14 protein-coding genes are annotated in these 19,196 nt (G+C 61.9%); 5 read left to right on the top strand and 9 right to left on the bottom strand.

Annotation, left to right across the window (positions count from 1 at the left end):
- Positions 1-2 precede the first annotated feature (2 nt).
- Together FHS81_RS12590 and FHS81_RS12585 are read left to right on the top strand one after the other, a co-directional pair.
- On the top strand, positions 3-1,670 hold the full coding sequence (locus FHS81_RS12590; protein ID WP_183753453.1) for an ABC transporter ATP-binding protein: 1,668 nt from the start codon (positions 3-5) through the stop codon (positions 1,668-1,670).
- Between the two features lie 12 nt (positions 1,671-1,682).
- A complete protein-coding gene (locus FHS81_RS12585) occupies positions 1,683-2,987 on the top strand; it encodes an NtaA/DmoA family FMN-dependent monooxygenase (protein WP_183753451.1) in 1,305 nt (434 codons plus the stop codon).
- A 111-nt stretch (positions 2,988-3,098) separates the two neighbouring features.
- On the opposite strand, the gene FHS81_RS12580 is transcribed toward FHS81_RS12585, so the two are convergent.
- The 7 genes from FHS81_RS12580 to FHS81_RS12550 form a co-directional block, all read right to left on the bottom strand.
- Positions 3,099-4,319 (bottom strand): acyl-CoA dehydrogenase family protein, encoded by a 1,221-nt coding sequence (locus FHS81_RS12580; protein ID WP_183753449.1) that lies wholly within the window; start codon positions 4,317-4,319, stop codon positions 3,099-3,101.
- A gap of 83 nt (positions 4,320-4,402) precedes the next feature.
- Positions 4,403-5,416: an ABC transporter permease gene (locus FHS81_RS19285; RefSeq protein WP_343052484.1), complete on the bottom strand. Its 1,014-nt coding sequence runs from the start codon at positions 5,414-5,416 to the stop codon at positions 4,403-4,405.
- A 131-nt stretch (positions 5,417-5,547) separates the two neighbouring features.
- Positions 5,548-6,573, bottom strand: coding sequence for an ABC transporter substrate-binding protein (locus FHS81_RS12570; protein ID WP_183753447.1), 1,026 nt, complete (start codon positions 6,571-6,573; stop codon positions 5,548-5,550).
- A gap of 70 nt (positions 6,574-6,643) precedes the next feature.
- Positions 6,644-7,453, bottom strand: a complete 810-nt coding sequence (locus FHS81_RS12565) for an ABC transporter ATP-binding protein (RefSeq protein ID WP_183753445.1) — start codon at positions 7,451-7,453, stop codon at positions 6,644-6,646.
- Positions 7,447-8,433: an ABC transporter permease gene (locus FHS81_RS12560; protein WP_246374994.1), complete on the bottom strand. Its 987-nt coding sequence runs from the start codon at positions 8,431-8,433 to the stop codon at positions 7,447-7,449. Before FHS81_RS12560 ends, FHS81_RS12565 begins: the two co-directional genes overlap by 7 nt.
- Before the next feature lie 168 nt (positions 8,434-8,601).
- Complete coding sequence (locus FHS81_RS12555; protein WP_210281672.1) at positions 8,602-9,840, bottom strand: acyl-CoA dehydrogenase family protein; 1,239 nt, start codon at positions 9,838-9,840, stop codon at positions 8,602-8,604.
- A gap of 265 nt (positions 9,841-10,105) precedes the next feature.
- Positions 10,106-10,936, bottom strand: coding sequence for a class I SAM-dependent methyltransferase (locus tag FHS81_RS12550; protein ID WP_183753441.1), 831 nt, complete (start codon positions 10,934-10,936; stop codon positions 10,106-10,108).
- Positions 10,937-11,288: 352 nt separating this feature from the next.
- On the opposite strand from FHS81_RS12550, the gene FHS81_RS12545 reads away from it, so the two are divergent.
- The 3 genes from FHS81_RS12545 (at position 11,289) to FHS81_RS12535 (ending at position 15,481) form a co-directional block, all read left to right on the top strand.
- Positions 11,289-12,626: an LLM class flavin-dependent oxidoreductase gene (locus tag FHS81_RS12545; protein ID WP_210281671.1), complete on the top strand. Its 1,338-nt coding sequence runs from the start codon at positions 11,289-11,291 to the stop codon at positions 12,624-12,626.
- A gap of 38 nt (positions 12,627-12,664) precedes the next feature.
- Entirely contained in the window at positions 12,665-14,305 is a 1,641-nt protein-coding gene (locus FHS81_RS12540) for a rhodanese-like domain-containing protein (RefSeq protein WP_183753439.1), read from the top strand.
- A gap of 126 nt (positions 14,306-14,431) precedes the next feature.
- The gene (locus FHS81_RS12535; RefSeq protein ID WP_183753437.1) at positions 14,432-15,481 is read left to right on the top strand and encodes an aldo/keto reductase; all 1,050 of its coding nucleotides are present in this window, start codon (positions 14,432-14,434) and stop codon (positions 15,479-15,481) included.
- A gap of 187 nt (positions 15,482-15,668) precedes the next feature.
- Here the strand turns inward: FHS81_RS12535 and FHS81_RS12530 are convergent, their stop codons facing one another.
- Positions 15,669-17,135: an NAD(P)-binding domain-containing protein gene (locus FHS81_RS12530; protein WP_183753435.1), complete on the bottom strand. Its 1,467-nt coding sequence runs from the start codon at positions 17,133-17,135 to the stop codon at positions 15,669-15,671.
- Positions 17,136-17,277: 142 nt separating this feature from the next.
- Entirely contained in the window at positions 17,278-19,140 is a 1,863-nt protein-coding gene (locus tag FHS81_RS12525) for a CopD family protein (protein WP_183753433.1), read from the bottom strand.
- Positions 19,141-19,196: the final 56 nt, after the last annotated feature.

Below are 19,196 nucleotides of genomic sequence, written 5' to 3'. Positions count from 1 at the left end.
ACATGCCGTACACGATTGATTTGCCAGATCTATTGCATGTCGAGGGGCTTTCCGTCTCCTACGGCGGCGAAACCGTGGTGCAGAACGCCAGCTTCGCGCTGAAAAAGGGACAGGCGCTCGCCCTCATCGGTGAATCGGGGTCCGGAAAATCCACCATTGCGAAAGCCGTGCTCGGCCTGCTGCCGGAAACGGCGCGGACGGCCGGTAGGATCTCGTTCAAGGACCGGAACCTACTTGAGCTGAGTGACCGCGTCTTCCGCCCCCTGCGCGGACGGTCCATCGGTTTCGTACCGCAGGATCCGCAGAATGCGCTCAATCCCGTGCGCACGATTGGCGCGCATGCCCATGAAAGCGCACGCCTGCTGGACCTGTCCGGACGCACCGCCGAACGGACGGCAATCTTCGAGACGCTGGAACTTGTCGGACTTTCCGAGCCGGAGCGGATCTATCGTTCCTATCCGCACGAGCTGTCTGGCGGCATGCTGCAACGCGTCCTCATCGGCCTCGCCGTTTTGCCGAGGCCGGAGGTGATTGTTGCGGACGAGCCCACTTCGGCCCTCGACGTCACCATCCAGAAGCGGATCCTCGATCTGTTGTCCAGACTACGCTCCTCGCTCGACCTTAGCCTGCTGCTGATCACCCATGATCTGGCGCTCGCCGCCGAGCGGGCTGACAGTGTTGTGGTGCTCAAAGGCGGTGAGGTTCAGGAAACCGGCCCGTCCTCTCGCGTCTTCCTCAAGCCGTCATCCGACTATACGCGCAAGCTGCAGAACGACGTTCCCTCCCTGAATCCGTTTCGTTTCCGCACGGCGGAGCGGCGAGCCAATGCCGGAGAAGGCACGGGCGACCCTTTTATCCGTGTGCAATCGGTTTCCAGAATTTTCGACACTGGCGACCGGCAGGTGCGCGCTGTCGACGATGTGTCTTTCTCGCTCCAGAGCGGTCGCACCCACGCGCTGGTGGGCGAGTCCGGCTCCGGCAAGACAACGCTGGCGCGTCTGCTGCTCGGGCTGGACACGCCGGACAGCGGCGCCATCACCGTGAACGGACAGCGTGTCCACGGACGTTCAACAAGCGCGCTCCGCGATTTGCGCCGCGATCTGCAACTCGTTTACCAGAATCCGTTTACGTCGCTCGATCCCACCTGGAAAGTGAAGAGCATTGTCCGCGAGCCGCTGGACCGCTATGCAATCGGCTCCCGGCAGGAGCGCGATGAACGCGTGCACGAAGCCATCAGCGCCGTGGGATTGAGCGAGGACTTGTTGCGCCGGCGTCCGGCGGCCCTGTCCGGCGGCCAGCGCCAGCGGGTGGCGATTGCACGCGCGCTGACGCTGCGGCCGAAAATGCTGGTTCTGGACGAGCCGACATCCGCACTCGACGTGACGGTGCAGGCCGGCATCGTCGAAGCGCTATTCGCGCTTCAGGAGCGTTTCGGCCTCACCTACCTGTTCGTTTCGCACGATTTGTCGCTCGTGCGTCAGGTCGCCGACACCGTGTCCGTACTCCGGCACGGCCGCCTGATCGAGCAGGGGCCGGTGGATCAGATCTTCGAAAATCCGGCAGAGCCCTATACGCGGCTGCTTCTGGAATCCATCCCTGCGGCCAACGCCGCGCAGTCCGCCGCTGCGCAGCCCGGATACGCACGCCTTTCGCTCGTCAAAACCGCATAACAGGAGCCGCCGATGTCCCCGCCCCGTGATCGCCTCATACTCGTTGCGTTCGCCGATCCCAACTCGTTTTATCAGGGCGATCTGGCGGCCCAGCGTGACCCTCATCGCTTCAAGATCGAGAATTTCATCAACCACGCGAAGCTTGCCGAAAGCGCAGGCTTCGATGCCATTTTCAAGCCGGACTTCCTGGGCCTCGATCCGTTGAAAGCGGATGTGCGGCCGCGTGCGGGCTTCGAACCGCTGACGCTGCTGACCGCGCTGTCGCAGCACACCAAGCGTGTCGGCCTGATCGTGACGGAATCCACCTCTTTCACCGAGCCCTTCAACGTCGCGCGCTATTTCACCTCACTCGACAATCTGTCCAACGGGCGCAGCGGCTGGAACGTCGTGACCTCCTATTACGGCGAACAGAATTTTGCCGAGGGCAAGCTGTTGCCATTGGCTGAACGTTATGAAAAGGCAGATGAATACCTGCGCGTCGTCTACAAACTCTGGGAGAGTTGGAAGGAAGGGTCCGTTTCCTATGACGAGACCGGCCACCATTTCAATGGTGACTTCATCGAGGAAACGGATTTCAATGGCGAATACTTCCGCATCAAGCAAGCTCTCGATATTCCCCCCGGTCCGCAGGGACGTCCGGTGATCGTGCAGGCAGGCGCTTCCGAGGAAGGATTGGATTTTGCCGCACGCCACGCCGAAATCGTCTTCACCGCCACCCCGGATATCGATGCCGGGCTGTCATTTTATCGCGACCTCAAACAACGGGTGACGTCTTATGGCCGAAGCGCCGAAAGCGTCAAGGTGCTGCCCGGCCTCAATGCCTTCATTGCGCCGACGGCAAAGCAGGCGGACGAGATTTATCACAGCCAGTTCACCGACAAGAACCTGCTGAAATATCGGGATAAGGTCGTTCGCGAGGCTCCGCTTTTCAGGCTCAGCGAGCTTGATCTCGATGACCCGATCCCGGCCAGTGCGATCCCCAGCGTGGAAGAACTGACCCAGGTTGAGCGGCGCCGCAGCAGAGGGCTTCTGCTCCGTCCCTACTTTGCTCGTCCGGGAGTGACGTTGCGTCAAGTCCTGTCCAGCATCTACGAATTCGGCCACTTCACGCTGATCGGAACACCGCAAACCATAGCCGACGAGATTGCCCTGTGGTTCCAGAGCGAAGCGTCGGACGGTTTCGTCTTGAAGGGCGGCAACTCCTTTGCCAGCTTTGCCGAAGAAGTGATCCCGATTTTGCGCGACAAAGGTGTGGTGAAAGAGCCATCCCCTGAAGCGGAAACCTTCCGGCAGGCATTGTTCGGCCCCGCTCTTTAGAAAGCTCGCAGTTGCGGGGGCCGACTATGCCAATGGCATAAGCAATCCGCCCTAACAGCTCCCAGACATTTGCCGGGCGGCACTGCTTTAATGGGCAGTGCCGCCTGAATTTTAGAAGAACCCGAGCTTCGGCAAAGGTTCGCCATTGATGTGATAGTTGCCGATCGCGGCCGCTTTGTAAGATGCCGGATTATGGGACGCAAGCGTCCGGGCATTTCGCCAGTGGCGGTCGAGATTGCGTGAGCGTTTCGTCGCGGATGCTCCGCCGACATCGAATATCTGCCCGCCAGCGCGGATCGCCAATTCATCGATGACGACCTTGGCCTTCGCCGCGCGCAAAGAAGCCTGCAACGCCAGCTCTTCCGTGTCCTTGCCGGCAGCATTGGCGGCGTCCAGACGGTCAAGTTCATCTGCGGCGGCAAGAACAAGCGTCTCGGCGGCGAAAGCGGCGCTGGCAATCTGCCCCACCGTCTGCTGAAGCAGCGGGTCTTGCGCCGGCGTTTCCGCGGCGGCGTGGTGGAAGGTGCGGCTACGCTCCCGCACGAGAGCCGCCGCATCCTGCGCCAGTGCCTGCAAGATGCCCGCGTTGACGGCCGTCAGAAAAAGTTGCGGCAGCGTGCTTGCGTAAACCACACCGTAGCCGACACCCGGCGCGTCATAGACCACTTCGTCTTCCTCGACGCGCACATCTTTCAGAATGGTTGTGCCCGTTCCCGTCAGGCGTTGGCCGGCACCGTCCCAGTCATCGACCAATTCAACACCCTCGCGATCTACCGGGATGATGACGGATGCGGAAGAGCCGTCCGGCCCGACGGCGCGGATCAGCACCAGATCGGAATACAGCGTGCCGGTGCTGTAGTATTTGGTGCCGGACAGACGATAACCGTCTCCGTCACGTGTCAGGGTCGTTGCGTAAACGCGCCCGCCAACCTTTTTGCTGTCAAGCTCACCATTGGCGAGGCCGACAATCTTGCCCGCCACCACGGCGCGTTGCCATTCGCGCTCGCGCGCGTCACGCGGATTGCGGGCGTAACGCTCTGCAAAAACGTAATGATTGCGCAGGCTGTGAGCGACATTAGAATCCGCCGCACCCAGCCGGATCACGGTGTCGTAAAGGTCTCTATAGCTCGCGCCGCCGCCACCGTCTTCGCGGCGAATGCGCAGCGCCCCGAGGCGCGTCTGGCGGATCAGATCGAAGATATCATACGGATGGATCCGTTCGCGGTCACGTTCGGCGGCACCCTCCGCTATCGTGTCCAGCAAAGCCTCTAAACGGGGCGATCCTGCCGTCAAGACTTCGGCGGCAGATGTTTCGACTAGCGTATCACTCATGGCAAACCCGCATTTTTATTGATTTGAACACGTCATCGATTGAAGGCATCGGCAGAGCAAGCAACCGGATCAGGCAATGCGTGCTACCACTGCACGCCGCCGCTTTGTCCCACGAGCACGCGATCACGGACGAAGAACAACAGTGTCGTGACCCCGGAAAACAGCACCGCCATGACGATCAGCGCGCCGTAAAGATGGCCATAGGCAGCCCAGCCCTGCGCCCAATCCAGATAGAAACCGAGCCCGGCCTTGACGCCGAGCATTTCCGCAACGACCAGCACGGAAATTGCGCCGCCGAGCGCCATGAACAGGCCCACGAACAGGTGCGGCAGCGTGGCCGGAATAGCGACTTTCAGCAGCAGGAAACGTTCTTTCGCGCCAAGTGTTCTCGCGACATCATAATAGCTGGAGTCGACACTGGAGACGCCGGACCACGTGAGAACCGCCACCGGGAACCACGTCGCCAGCGCAACCAGGAACGCACCGCCGCTGAAGCTGGTCGGGAAGACAAAAAGCACGATCGGGATCAAGGCCGTTGCCGGCACCGGCCCAAACAGCCGCAGGAAAGGAATGGTCCAATAGCCGACACGCGGCGACCAGCCCGTGGACAAGCCCGTCAGAAACCCGGCGAGCGCCCCGAGGCCGACACCAAAGAACAGCAGGATCAACGAAGCGCGAATACTATCCGCCAGCCGCACGTAATCCTTGATATAAGCATCCAGCACGCCTTGAGGCGGTGGAAAATAAGGCTGCGGCCATAGACCCAGCTTGGCCGATGCCACCTGCCAGATGGACAACAAGACAGCAAGAGCGACCAGCCGCCACGCATTGTAATGCAACTTGCGAAAAAGCCCGGCCAGTTGGCCTCTGAAAACATGCACGACCAGCAGCAAGGCGGCGAATATCCATTGCAACACGGCAAGGTCAGTGGTGCGTTCGAACTCCTGCGTATTGGGCCACAGAAGCGTGATGACGCCCGACACCGCCCATGCGCCCGCAGCGTAGATCAACTCGGGGTTGGCGGAGAGGGTTGAGGCCCGCTTGATCGGGGAAATTTCGGCTGTTGAAATCGTTTCGATGGCGCTGTGGTTGCTCACGGGATCACCTGACTTTCCACGTTCTTTTCAACCGTTCCGGCGCGATGCGAAGCGGTCGACGTCCGGAACGGCCGGCTTCCCCGAGGCTTGTGCACCACCGGGAAAGCCGCCGCGACATATGTCGCTATCGATCAGACCTCGATGTCGATCGTGGCGCGCTTGGCCAGTTCTTCCGGATCGGTGCGGCGGCGGATGACGCCAACCTCACGCAGGTCATTGGCATAAATCGCCACCTCATCCCGCAGACGCCTGTTGGCCGTGTAGTTGACATCGTGGCGATGGCTGCGGATCACTTCGGCCAACAACGGCGCGGGGTGCGGCGAATACTTGGCCGCAACGAGCGAAGACTCATCTGGATTCTCAAAGACCCACTGCGCCGCTTCCGTCAGCGCGTAAGTTGCGGCGGCGGCGTCCTTGGGACGCTCCTCCACAAAGGCCTTGCTGACGGTCACCGCGCAGCATGACAGACCGGAATAGATGCCCGTATCCTGACCGCCGATTTCCTTCAGGAAGCCCCGGTTGTTGCGCAGCAGCAGGAAGGTGCCGGGGTCGGCGTCGGCAGCGGCCTGGATCTCGCCCTTCTTGATCGCCTCGGCGAAGAGGTCCACCGGATAGACGCGCCATTCGACGTCGCTCTGCGGATTGATACCCGCCTTGTGCAATTGCACGGACAGGAAGTTCTTGCTGGGGCTGGCAAGGCTGCTGACGCCGATGGACTTGCCCTTGAGCGAGGCATAGTCCACTTCCGGCGTGCCTTCTGCCGCGACGACGCGGATGCAGCCGCCGTGCACCGAGCCGGTAAAGCGGATGTTCGCGCCCTGCTCCAACGGCTTGAGCAGACGCAGGATGAAGCCGATGGTCACGTCGATCTTGCCGCTGGACAGGGCCTCCAGCACGGCGTCGTTACCGCCACCAAAAGCAAGCAACTCCGGTTCCAGTCCGTGCTTCTGGAAGAAGCCTTTATGGAACGCCGATGGAAGCGAGTTGTGGCAGATGCTGGAGCCGGTCCAGCCGACATTGATCTTCTTCAGCTCCGATGCCCGTGCAATATATGGGCCGGGGAATATTCCGGTCGCCACCGGCAATGCTGCCGCAGCGCCCGCGGCACCCCAAAGAAGAGAGCGCCGGGAAATACCTTTTGATCTGGAATTGGTCACGTTTTAGCTCCTGTTCAACTGGACAATGCTTGCGAAGACGAAAAGGCCGTTACGCAGGGCGCGTGCCCGTTCACCACGTCGAGTCCAATCCAAGTTCGGCAAGGCTCCGGTGCCGCAGTTCCGCAAGGCGCGGATCGCCACGGTGGCGGGGATACGGAAGGTCGACCTCGAAATCGGCCTTGATCCGCGCGGGGCGGTTGCTGAAAATGATGACGCGGGTGGAGAGGAATAGCGCCTCCTCGACGTCGTGTGTGACGAGGATCGCGGTGAAGCCCTTCTCCTGCCACAAGGAAACCAGCTCGGACTGCATGGTGAGACGCGTCAGCGAGTCCAGCTTGCCCAGAGGCTCATCGAGAATGAGAATGGACGGATCGTTGACCAGCGCTCGCGCCAGCGCAACGCGTTGCGCCATGCCGCCGGACAACTGGTGCGGATACGCCTTCGAGAACTGGCCAAGGCCGACGAGATCGATGGCTTCATCAACGCGCCCCCGGCTTTCCTTCAACTTGCCCTGCGCCTCCGGCCCAAGCGCCACGTTGCGCCACACCGTGCGCCACGGATAAAGCGTAGGGTCCTGAAACACCACCACGCGCGAGGGATCAGGCCCGGTGATCGTCTGTCCGTTCACCTTGAGAGCGCCGGCGTTGGGCGGTTCAAGACCTGCGATCAGGCGCAGCAGGGTGGATTTTCCGCAGCCTGAAGGCCCCAGCAACGCCACGAACTCACCGGGTTTCACGTCGAAGGATACGTGGTCCAGAACGTGCAGCGTCGAGCCGTCCAGATTGAATGCGTGACTGACGTTGTCGATGTCGAGGGAGGCACCGGCGGAGGGACGCGCAAGCGTTTCCGGCGACGTTTGAGCAAGCGCGGAGGCTACCATTTGACGAGACCTTTCTGCCAGGAGAGCACGCGCCCCCGGATTTTGAACAACGCCGTAATTGAGAAAGAGCAGAGCAGCGCCAGCACCAGAACCGCCGTGAACACGCTGTTGTAGGAGCCCCAGCCCTGCGACCACTGAATGAAGAAGCCCAGACCGGCTTTAACGCCCAACAGTTCCGCCACCATCAGCGACGAGAATGCCGCGCCCAGCGCCATGAACAGGCCGACGAAGACGTATGGAAGGGATGCGGGGATCGCGACTTTCAGCACCAGCGCCAGCGGCGATGCCCCAAGCGTGCGGGCCACGTCATAATAGGCCGGGTTGACGCTGGCGATACCGGACCATGTCAGCACAGTCATGGGAAATGCCACAGCCAGCGCCACAAGGAAGATGCTGGCGCTATAGCTGGACGGGAACGCGAAAAAGATGATGGGCAGCAACGCCGTAGAGGGCAGCGGGCCGACGAAACGCAGGATCGGGTGTATCCAGTATGCCGCAAGTTGCGACCACCCAAGCGCCACACCGCCGATGAAGCCGACCACACCGCCATAGATGAAACCGACGATCAGCAGCTGCGCCGAAGCCACCAGACTGATGCCAAGTTCAGCGTAATCGTAGGTGAAAACCTCGATAATGCCTTGTGGCGGCGGAAAGAACGGCTGCGGAAGCCAGCCCAGTTTTGCCGATGCAAGCTGCCAGACGGACAGGAACAGCGCGATAGCGATCAGCCAAGGGCTTTTATCGACAAGCCACCGGCCCAATGCCGGCGATACCCGCTGCAACAGCGCAGACGCCGCCAGCAGCACGGCGATAATGGCTCCGGCTATCGCCAGATTTTCCGTCTCCGGCCAGTCGCCCACGTCCGGCAGCAGGCCTGTCGTGGCCGCCACGAGCGCCCATGCCCCAGCGGCTGCAAGGCCCAGCAACGTGCCATTGCGGCCGGATCGTTGCCCGATTGTGTTTTCCGAGAGTGTGCTCATTCGGGTTTTCATCCCCATTTTCTGGGCCCGCATCCCTGCCGGGCAGGCGGGCCACGGAAAAGCGCCTGAAACGTTCTCAAGCGAGGCGGACGCGGTATCGCGCCAATAAATCGCACTGGAACAGCGGGATAGAGATTGTCGGCGCTTCTGTTGAAGCGCCGAAGTGTTCTAGAAAAACGCCCCGTTCGGCAATGCCGCACCGTTAACGACGTGGTTGCCGATGGCGCGCGCCTTATAGGCCAGCGGATTGTGCGACGAGATCGTCCGGATATTGCGCCAGTGCCGGTCGAGAGACTTGCTCTGCGTGGCTGCCGAAGCCCCGCCTACGTCGAAGAGTTGCGTGGCCGCGCTCAACGCGAGTTCGTCGATGACGATCTTCGCCTTTGCGGCGCGCAGCGCAGCCTCTTCGAACAGCGCGACATCCGCCTTGCCCGCAGATGCACTGGCGAATGCGTCACCAAGAGCCTCGGCGGCGCGCAGCACGGCGGCCTCCGCGACATAGGCCACGCTCGCCAGCCGCCCGACCGTCTGCTGCAACAGCGGATCGTCTGCGGGGCGCTCTGCCACGGCGTGGTAATAGTTGCGACCCCGGCCGCTGACGAGCGCCGTCGCGTCCTGCACGATCCGACGCAGAATGCCCGTCACGATCGAGGTAAGGTAGAGCTGCGCGAACGTCGCGTTGAACGGCAGCCGCGTCTCCTGCTCCGACTGGAACAGGACATCGCCCGCTGCAACGGGTACATCAGTGAAAATGGATGTGCCGCTGGCCGTGAGCCGCTGGCCGATACCGTCCCAATCGTCGTCGACATTGACACCCGCCTGAGCGGTTCGCACCACGGCCGACACCGGCTCGCCTTCCGGCGTGCGTGCCTGCACCACGATGAAATCGGTGTAGTAATTGCCGGTGCTGTAGAATTTGCGGCCATTCAACACATAGCCATCGCCCTGCGGTGTCAGCAGGGTTTCTACATAGCCCGAGCCGATATTCTGGATGCCGAGTTCACTGGCGCCAAGCCCGAACAACTTGCCGTCCCGCGCCTTCTCCCGCCAGCGTTGCAACTTGTCGCTGCCCGGCGCGCGCAGGGCACGCTCGACGAAGGCGAAGTGATTGCGCAGGATATGCGGAATATTGGAATCGGCAGCGGCGAGATCGATGATCAGCGCATAAAGTTCCGGCAGCGACGCGCCGCCGCCCCCCTGCTCCACGGGCAAGCGAAATGCGCCGAGGCGTGCCTGACGCACGAGTTCAATCGCGGGCTGTGCCGGCAATTCCCCCCGGTCGCGTGCAACCGCATCGGCCGCGACAGCCTCTATCAATTCCGATAATTCGGGGGAACGCGGCCTGATAGCCGTGGCTCCGGTCGCCGCCGTGGACTCTTCCACCGGCAGAATACCTGCGTCACTCATTCATTCGGCTCCTGATCAAACATCATGCGCTCGCGGCGCCATAAAAACGGGCCAGCAGCAGCAGTGATGCGGCATCATGTCATTGTCTACTTAGTCTGTCTATATACTAAATTAGTCAATTAATCGAAATTCGGATTGTGTTGCTTGCCACGATCTTTGCCGCGATCGTTCTCGTGCGCGCATGCGTTCGGGTCCGATATCCGGCGCCAGGCGCCGGTCGGTCAGCCATCGGTCGAGGCCGGTTGAGGCCAGTTAAAGCTCTGTTTTAGTCCTGCGGTTTACGCGCGGTGAGGAAGGTCAGATAGCGCGTCAGGTTGAAACCGCCGGATGAGCGTTTCGGCTCCAGCACCTGTTCAATCGCCAGCCGAAGACGTTCACGCTCGTCATCCGACAGCACGGCAAGAAAATTACCGAATGAACTGCTGGTGGACAGAGCAATCAACTCATCCACTTCAGAATAGAGCGTGTCGAAACTATGCAATGTCGCAGCATAATCGACGAACCCGGCGGAGGTCAGCAACGGCTCAAGCTCGGTTTGCGGCACGCCTATCGTGGGCTGCACCTGTTCCGCCGAAAATGGCAGGCCAGCGGCGGTCACTGCCTCCTCGACGAGATAGCGCAGATCATGCGGCTTGTCCGGGTTTTGCGTATTCAACGCGATCCGGCCACCCTTGCGCAAAACGCGCCGGGCTTCCGCCAACGCGCGCGGTTTATCCTGCACCCAGTGAAACACGCTGTTGAGATACACGGCGTCGAAGCTCTCGTCCGGAAATGCGGAGAGATCCTCTGCCTGCGCAACGCTCACCTCAAAGCGGCCATTGGCCCGCCTGCGCGCGAGATCGACCCGCAACGGCAGCGGATCGACGGCAACCACGCGCCCAGACGGGCCGACGATGGAGGCGACATATTCGGCCAGACGTCCCGTGCCCGCGCCAACGTCAAGAACATGCTCACCCGGTTGCAGATTCAGGCTGGGGATAAGAACATTCTTGCCATGCTCGAACTGGCGATCACTCGTCTGGTCATAGACTTCCGCCAGCTCAGGCGTGTCGTGCTCGAAACTGATTGAGGGGCGGGATTGCGTGGCAGCGGTCATGTTGCTTCCGTCCAATTTCTGGAATGTTGGAAAAATCGCGCGACAACGAACAACCCATCACCGGCAAGGCGAGTAATATCCCGCCAAATGAATGCCTCGTACAAGCGCCTATCGACCAATGCCGCGCATCGAATCTAGTTCATAAATTCTATATAATATATATTCTGATTCGGGAACAATGCGAGAGATATCGACGTTTAAGCACCCGCTTGATGTTCAGCGCCATACCGCAACGCCCACCGCCGCTTGGCCTGGCTGCGCAGAAACGACATAGGAGCCGGGACGCAATTGACTCTAGTTATAATATAGACATAATAGACTATATTCCTCAAATCGTCCCGGATATCCTCCTTTGACCATTCATGTTCAATCCGGTCGCCCGGCTGCGCGGCAACTTCATCTCAATGCCAACGTGATACCTTCAGGACGGCATAATGCCGCCTGGCGGCGGCGAAACAATCCCGATGCCGTCGTTGATATCGAAGGGTTTCTCGACATTGCCCGCACCGCGGAGCGCGGCACCTTCGATGCGGTTTTCTTTGCCGATCAGCCGGGGCTTGATGAAGCCGCCGCATTCAGGCCATGGAACGCGCTTGATCCCACGATCCTGCTCACTGCGCTGGCGGGGGTAACGAAACATGTCGGGCTTGTCGCGACCGCCTCGACCACGTTCGATCACCCCTATCATATTGCCCGGCGCTTCGCGTCGCTGGACCATGTCAGCGGCGGTCGTGCGGCATGGAATATCGTCACCACCCAGCACAACACTGCGGCGGGCAACTTCGGCCTCGCCAATCTGCCGCCGCATGAGGATCGCTACCGGCGCGCGGAAGAATTCGTCGAGGTCGTCGTCAGGTTGTGGGACAGTTGGGAGGACGGTGCCGTGCTCGCCGATGCCACAACGGGCCGTTACGCCGATCTTGCCCGCGTGCATCCGATCAACCACAAGGGCGCGTCCTTCTCGGTCACCGGGCCGTTGCAGGTGCCGCGCTCGCCGCAGGGGCGGCCCGTCATTGTGCAGGCCGGCGCTTCCGAGGCCAGCAAGCGTCTTGGGGCGCGGTGGGCCGATGCGCTGTTCACGGTGCAGCGGACGGTTGAGGGTGCACGTGACTTCTATCGCGACGTCAAGACGCTTGCCGCAGGCTTTGGCCGCAACCCCGATAATCTCATCGTTCTGCCCGGCCTCTACCTTGTCGTGGGCAGCACGGAGGAGGAGGCCTGGGCGCGCAAGAAGGAATTCGACGACCTTCTCGACGCCGAAGCCGACAAGATCCGGCTCGCCGAGCGGTTCGGGGTCGATCCCGAGCGGCTGGAACTCGATGCCCCGCTGCCGGACGACATTCTGGACACCATCAGCCCGCACGTATCACGCGGTTTCCTTGAGAACATCGTTCTGGAGGCACGGCGGGATAATCTGACAGTCCGCCAGATACTGGGCCGCAACGCCTTGAGCGGCCACCGCGTCGTGGTCGGCACGCCGGAGCAGATCGCCGACAACATCGAGGCGTGGTTCACCACCGGCGCGGCGGACGGGTTCAATCTCAATATGGACTCGTACCTCGACGGCTTCGAGTTGTTCGTCGATCACGTTGTGCCCGAGCTTCGCCGCCGCAACCTTTTCCGCACCGAATACAGCGGGTCCACCCTGCGCGATCATCTGGGCCTCGCCCGGCCGCCGCACCCCGCCTGAATCCCACCGCTTTCCCGCCACCACGGAGATCTGCCGTCATGAGCCTCAACATTCAACCAGCCCCCGCAACAGCCAACGCGACGCCTGTCGGCGTCATCACGCCGCAGGAGCTGCGTACCGAAGCTCTCGATGGCGGAGAAATCGCCGTGGTGGATGCGCGCACCGGCGATCGCTACATTCAGGGACATATCTCCATTTCCGTCGAACTGCCCTACGGCGAAATCGAAACGCAGGCCGATAGCCTGCTGCCCCGTCGCAGCGTGCGTGTGGTTGTGACCGATGACGATGGCGGCGACCTGGCCTTCGCCGCTGCGCGGCGTTTGCTCTCCCTCGGATATACGGATGTGCGCGTCCTTGAGGGCGGGCTTGAGGGCTGGCAGCGCGCCGGCAACATCCTCATCACAGGCCAGTATGCGCTGAGCAAGGCGCTGGGCGAATTCATTGAGCGCCGCTACCACACGCCGCGCATCAGCGCGCAGGATCTGCACGCGCGGATCGAAGCGGGCGAAGAACTGGTTATCCTCGATACACGCCCGCTGGACGAGTTTCACCACATCAGCATTCCCGGTGGCATCGCCGCACCGGGAGCCGAGCTGCTTTACCGCATTTTCGACAAAGTGCCCTCACCCGATACGCCTGTGGTGATCAACTGCGCCGGGCGTACACGCGCCATCATCGGCGCACAGGCGCTGCGCAACGCCGGTTTTCCCAATCCCGTCGTATCGTTGGAAAACGGCACCTCGGCATGGCTGCTGGAGGGCTTCGAGCCGGCGCGCGGCGCAAGCGCCGAGGCAGCGCGCCCGACACCGGAAGGCGTCGCGCGCGCCAGCGAAGCGGCATCCACGCTGGTTGACCGCTTCGGTATCCGCACGCTGACGAAGGCCGAACTCGATACCTTCCGCGCCGCGGAGAACGAGCAAACGCTTTATCTGTTCGATGTACGGACGGCTGACGAATATGCACAGGGCCACCTCCCCGGCGCGCGTTCCGCCCCCGGAGGGCAACTCGTGCAGACCACGGACAGGTTCGTCGGAGTGCGTCAGGGCCGCATCGTGCTGATCGACGACCCGGATCTGGTCCGCTCGCGGATTACGGCCTCGTGGCTCATCCAGCTCGGGCACGAGCATGTCTATGTCTATCCCGCCACGCGCGAGGAGTTGACGGAAACCGGACAAGGCGACATCCGCGTGCTGCGAGATGCCGATGCCGCCAAAACCATCGAATCCTCGGAACTCGAGGCGCTTCTGACAGCGGACGAAGCCGTGGTGATCGATCTGGACCCGCCGCCGCCCTATTTCCGCGAACGCCATTTTATCCCCGGCTCGCACGTCGCTCGCCGTGTAACATTGGCGCGCAACCTCTCGCGGATTCCGGGCAATGGCCACATCGTCCTCACCTCCGGCGACGGCGCCATCGCACGTCTGGCGGCAGCCGAGCTTGTCGATGGCGAGCGCCCGGTCGTGGCATTGGCCGGCGGAACGCAGGCATGGATCGCCGCCGGCCTGCCGGTGAAAACCGGCCTCGATCAGCCGGCCATCGATCCTGCCGAAGCCCTGCCGCCGCTGCCGACCCTTGAGGAACGGCGCGTCAGTCTGGCAGCCTACGTCAGCTGGGGCGACCACATCACGGACGAGCTGCAGAAGGACGGCCTCGTCAACTTCAAGGAAGGCGCGCAGTAAGCGCCTTTTGCCGGATGGCACCGCATCCGCTCCAGGCGGAGCGGCATATGAGACGGCGTTTTTCGCCGTCTCATCCTTTTATCCCCCCATAACATCAACACACTTGCTGTATTGGAAGCTCTATCAATGACGGAATACAGACCGCTGGGCAGAACCGACTTGCGCGTTTCAAGCATCGCTTTGGGAACGATGACGTGGGGCGAGCAGAATACCGAAGCTGAAGGCCATGCCCAGCTCGACCTTGCGCTCGATCAGGGCATCAACTTCATCGACACAGCGGAGAGCTATTCGATCCCTCCGCGTGCGGAAACACAGGGTTCGACTGAGACAATCATCGGCAACTGGTTCAAGGCACGCGGTAACCGTGATCGCGTCATCCTTGCGTCTAAGGTCGCCGGCCCCAGCGAGCGCACATGGCTGCGCGATGACGGTTCCTATCCCCGGCTGGACGCGCGCAACATCAACGAGGCCATCGACAAGTCTCTCCGACGGCTTCAAACGGATTATATCGACCTGTATCAGTTGCACTGGCCCAACCGGGTGCTGCCGCTGTTCGGCAATGCCGCCCATGCAGTGCGCGGCGGGATCGTCGAGGAAGTGCCTATCGAGGAAACACTTGAGGCGCTCGACGCGCTCGTCAAGGCTGGCAAGGTGCGCCATATCGGCCTGTCGAACGAAACCGCCTGGGGGCTGTCGCGCTTTCTGCACCTTTCGGAAACGCGCAATCTGCCGCGCGTTGTCAGCGTCCAGAACGCCTTCAACCTGCTCAACCGCACCTATGAAGGTGGGCTTTCGGAGTTCCACGCGCGCGAGCAGGTGGGGCTGCTGGCCTATTCGCCGCTGGCGCAAGGTTTCCTGACAGGGAAGTACCAGAACGGCGCCCGCCCGGCAGGGGCGCGTCTCACGCTGTTCGATCGCGGCGGGCGGTATCAGAAGCCCGGCACGGAAGAGGCGCTGTCGCGTTATCTGGCCATCGCGCGCGATTTCGGCCTCGACCCGGCGCAATTCGCCATTGCCTGGGTCACAAGCCGGCCGTTCGTTACCTCCAACATCATCGGCGCGACCAGCATCGAGCAGTTGAAATCCAACCTTGCCTCGCAGGAGCTGACGATCACACCCGAGATCGAAGAGCGCGTCGATGCGGTGTTTCAGCTACACGGCAGCCCCGCGCCTTGATGCGGCGCGTATGTTTTAAAGCGTTTTCAAGCAAAGTGGATACAGCTTTGTGTGAAGAAAACGCGTCAAACCAAAAAGATAGAGCCTTTCGGCGTTTCAACGAAATGCCGAAAGGCTCTGGACAGCCAGCTATTCCAACGATCCCGGGCGGCCATCCGCCCGGGTTTTTCGTGTCCGCTTCACACGGTTATGTCACCGCAAGCTGTTCCTTGTCCTCGCTGGCGGCGGAAGCGCGGTTATTCCAAACCGAGGATGCATAAACATCACGCGTGAAATCGGGGGCGGCCACGGGCGCGGTAATGCGCCGCACGTGATCCTGCTGATCCTCGAAGAACAGGCTGTCGCCAATGGCGTTGGCCAGATGCGGAATGCCCCATTTGATGGTCGGAATATCGCCGATCAGACGGCCAAAACTCAGCTGGGCCGCATTTGTATAGCAGAAGATGCTGCCGACATAAGGCGCGGTACCGGGCTCCTTCTCCGTAAACTCGAAGCCTGTTCCAAGATAGGGATAATCCAGCAGCGCCTCGTTTTCCTCCCCGGCCGGCGGCGTATAACGGTCGCGCCACAGCGCGATGTCATCTGCAATGGCAGACAGCGCCGGGGCCGTCGCCGGGCGCTGGACAAAGCCCGTGCCTGCGATGACGAAATCGAAGGTGAACGCTTCATCATTGACACGCGCCTGAATGCGCCCATCGTTCACGGACACATCCGTCAACTCCGCCCCGAGATGCAGGTGGAAATTAGGGAAAACGGTGGCGCGGGTAATGGAGTCCGCCGGCGGCGGAGACCCCGCGCGCAGCACCGTGTTCACAAGTGTCCAGCGCAGGGCGTCGGGCAGCAGGTGGAAGCGGTCCGCGACACCGGGATAGCCGCGCTGGCGCAGAATGCTGAGCGCGGGAACCTCCGCCCGGCGAGACAGCACATGCACAGCCTCGGCACCGGCCTCCAGTGCCTCGGCGGCGGCATCGAACGCGGAGGACGCCGCACCGATGACGCCGACTTTTTTACCCGCAAGCGCCTTGTAGTCGATCTCTTCCGACGTATGCCGATACAAGGACTGCGGCAGCGAGCCGCTGATGATCGGCGGGATGAACGCCCCGCCCAGACTGTCGATGCCGCTCGCCAGCACCAGCTTGCGGGTGATCTCGACAGCGGGCGTTCCATCGATATCGAGATGCACGCGCAGCGCATCACCCGCCGGCTCAACACCAACGACGCGGACGCCGTGGCGGACATCGATTTGCGTGCGCTCCGCAAACCATTGCAGATAAGCATCCCATTCAAGGCGCGGAATGCGGGCCACATCCTGAAACGCCCCCTCCCCATGAACGGCCTCATACCAGCTCGGGAAAGACAACGCCGTTAGCCCGATATCCGGCCCCACCAGCGTTTTCAACGTGCGGAGGGTGCGCATGCGCGCCGTTCTCTTCCAGATTCCGGCCTGGCCTTTTGCGTGCGCATCCACGACGCTGACTTTGCCGATGCCGGCGCGTGCCAAAGCAAAGGCCAGCGACAGCCCGCTCTGGCCACCGCCGACGATCAGCACGTTATGGTCAACGCCCTCGCGCGCCGTCACCCAGTCCGCCACCTTGATATCCTGATAGTCGAAGATACGGCGAACCTGTTCGTTCAGCAGATCGAGACGAGACATGCGCAAATTCCTCCTGTGATATCGAGACCCGCGCGGCCGGAAAACCCGTTCAAAGCTTGCGGGGTCTCACGGCTTCGCTTGTTGTCCTGCGTTCAGCCGCCGCGGCTTGCCCGCGCGGCGGCAATCTTGTTTCAAGCTGGCGTCAATGTTTGTGCCCAGCCCCGGCATCGCCGGGAATTGGCTCCTTCGACAACGTGGTCACCGTGTCCCGCCAGAAATCCTCGTCAGTCAGCAGCCGCGTGGTCGGTGCCCGCAGGCGTAGCCAGCCGTTCGCGTCCAGCAGCACACTGGTTCCGTCCAGCCCGGCGTCATCCTCATGGGTCACGATGGCGAATGCCCGCCACGCATCCGGGGATGAGCTGAAACAGACGTCCGGGGCATCGAGGGCTATCGAATCCTGATCGGTGAGGACAACGGTTCGCAGGCCAATTCCCGCTGGCGGCGGCGGAAGCGTAACGGGCGCATCCCCGGTGGCGGCAACGATGTGGATGACGTTGCCGCGCAGGTCGGCAATCGTGCGCGTGCTGCCGTCGCCGCACACGAAATCAAACCGGGGCGCCGGCACCGGATAGGGCCAATCCTGCCGCCCACGAACGGCGAAGCCCGTGGAGCGTGCGCGGAAATAATCGATCAGGAACCAGCGTTGTCTTTCGGTCAGCGCCGCTATCGTGCCGTGTGGCATGGGGCTAAAGCCTTTGACGTCGAAGACGTCGACAAGCCAGCTGAAGAGATCGCCGTCAGACCGCCGCCAGAGGTTGTAGGATGACAGATCGGTGGGATCCAGCTCGGCGCGGAAACACTCTGGCACGCAATTCGCCCGCACGATGTCTTCTCCGCGCGCAATCGAGGACGCGGCATAACCTGTGGGAGAGCGATAAAAACTCGTGGGATAGGCCGGCTTCGCCAATACCCGCAGGTTCGGCCACGGTGTCGCGAAGACGACGATCGCAGCCAACACCGGGCCGGCGATGCGCGTGCGGCGGAAAAATAGGCACAGCACGGCAATCACCGCCGCCGCGGCCAGAATGGCAACGCGCCACAACTCCCGCCCGTAGTACCAGATATGGATATTGCTGAAATCCGGCTGGAACGAAAATGGCCATTGCGGCTGCAAATGCTTGCCGGGCGGCAGCGTCGCAAGCACCACCGCAGCGGCCACCAGCACGAGCGCAACAGCCGTTTCGATCCCGATACTAATCAGCAATGCCGTGCGGGAGGCCCCTGCCCCTTCAAGCTTCGGCGTCAGGATGAACCTGTTGGCAGCCGCGATCAGCAGCAGAAGCGCGAACAGAACCGTTTTGCCGATAGCGACAATTCCGTAGGTCGTACCGAACCACCCGCCAACATCGCCGATGAGATAGAGCGACTGCACCCACGCCGTGGCGAACAGAGCCACAACCGCCACAAGTCCGAGACCGGAAAATCGCCGCGCCGCAACGGCAGCCGAATCCGGGAACAGGTGGACGAAAAGCAGCAGAGGAACCAGCGCCCCGAGCCAAGCGCCGGCTGCGATGACATGCACAGCAATAAGCAACGGCAGAACGATGTCATCCGTGGCCGCCGCGTGCCCTTGCTCGATCAGAAGAGCGAGTGAAAGGCCCGCAAACACGGTTGCAAGAGCGACCCGCCACCCAGACAGCAATGAGCCGGCGACCGCAACCGCCGCCGCGAACAGCACGACCCGCGCGATCAAGGCCCGGCCGAAAAGAGTGCCTGTCGCGACCTGCGAGATCGCAGACCATCCGATGGCCCCGTCATCGCCGGCCATGGCCAGCGCCTGGCCGAAAAGCCATAACAGGCTGCTGGCCACTTTTACCGCGAGCAGTAGCAAGGCCGCTTTCCGCACGCCGCCGCGCCACCGCGTTTTTTCGCCAGCTTCCACCAGAGCCGGCAGCGCGATGGCCCATGTGTAGAGCAGCGTGCCGAACAGGCCAATCGAGGCCAGCAGGTCCACGCCCCTCGCCAGACGCACAAGCACCGACACCTCAAACAGATCTTCAGGCATTATCGATCTTTTCGATGCGGGAGTGTCGATGCGCGCGTATCTGTCCTTTTACAAAG

It is taken from the genome of Pseudochelatococcus contaminans (assembly GCF_014195635.1).
In the GTDB taxonomy this organism is placed as follows: domain Bacteria; phylum Pseudomonadota; class Alphaproteobacteria; order Rhizobiales; family Beijerinckiaceae; genus Pseudochelatococcus; species Pseudochelatococcus contaminans.
Note: the sequence above shows the minus strand (reverse complement) of the source record. Positions and strands in the feature narration are given on the sequence as shown.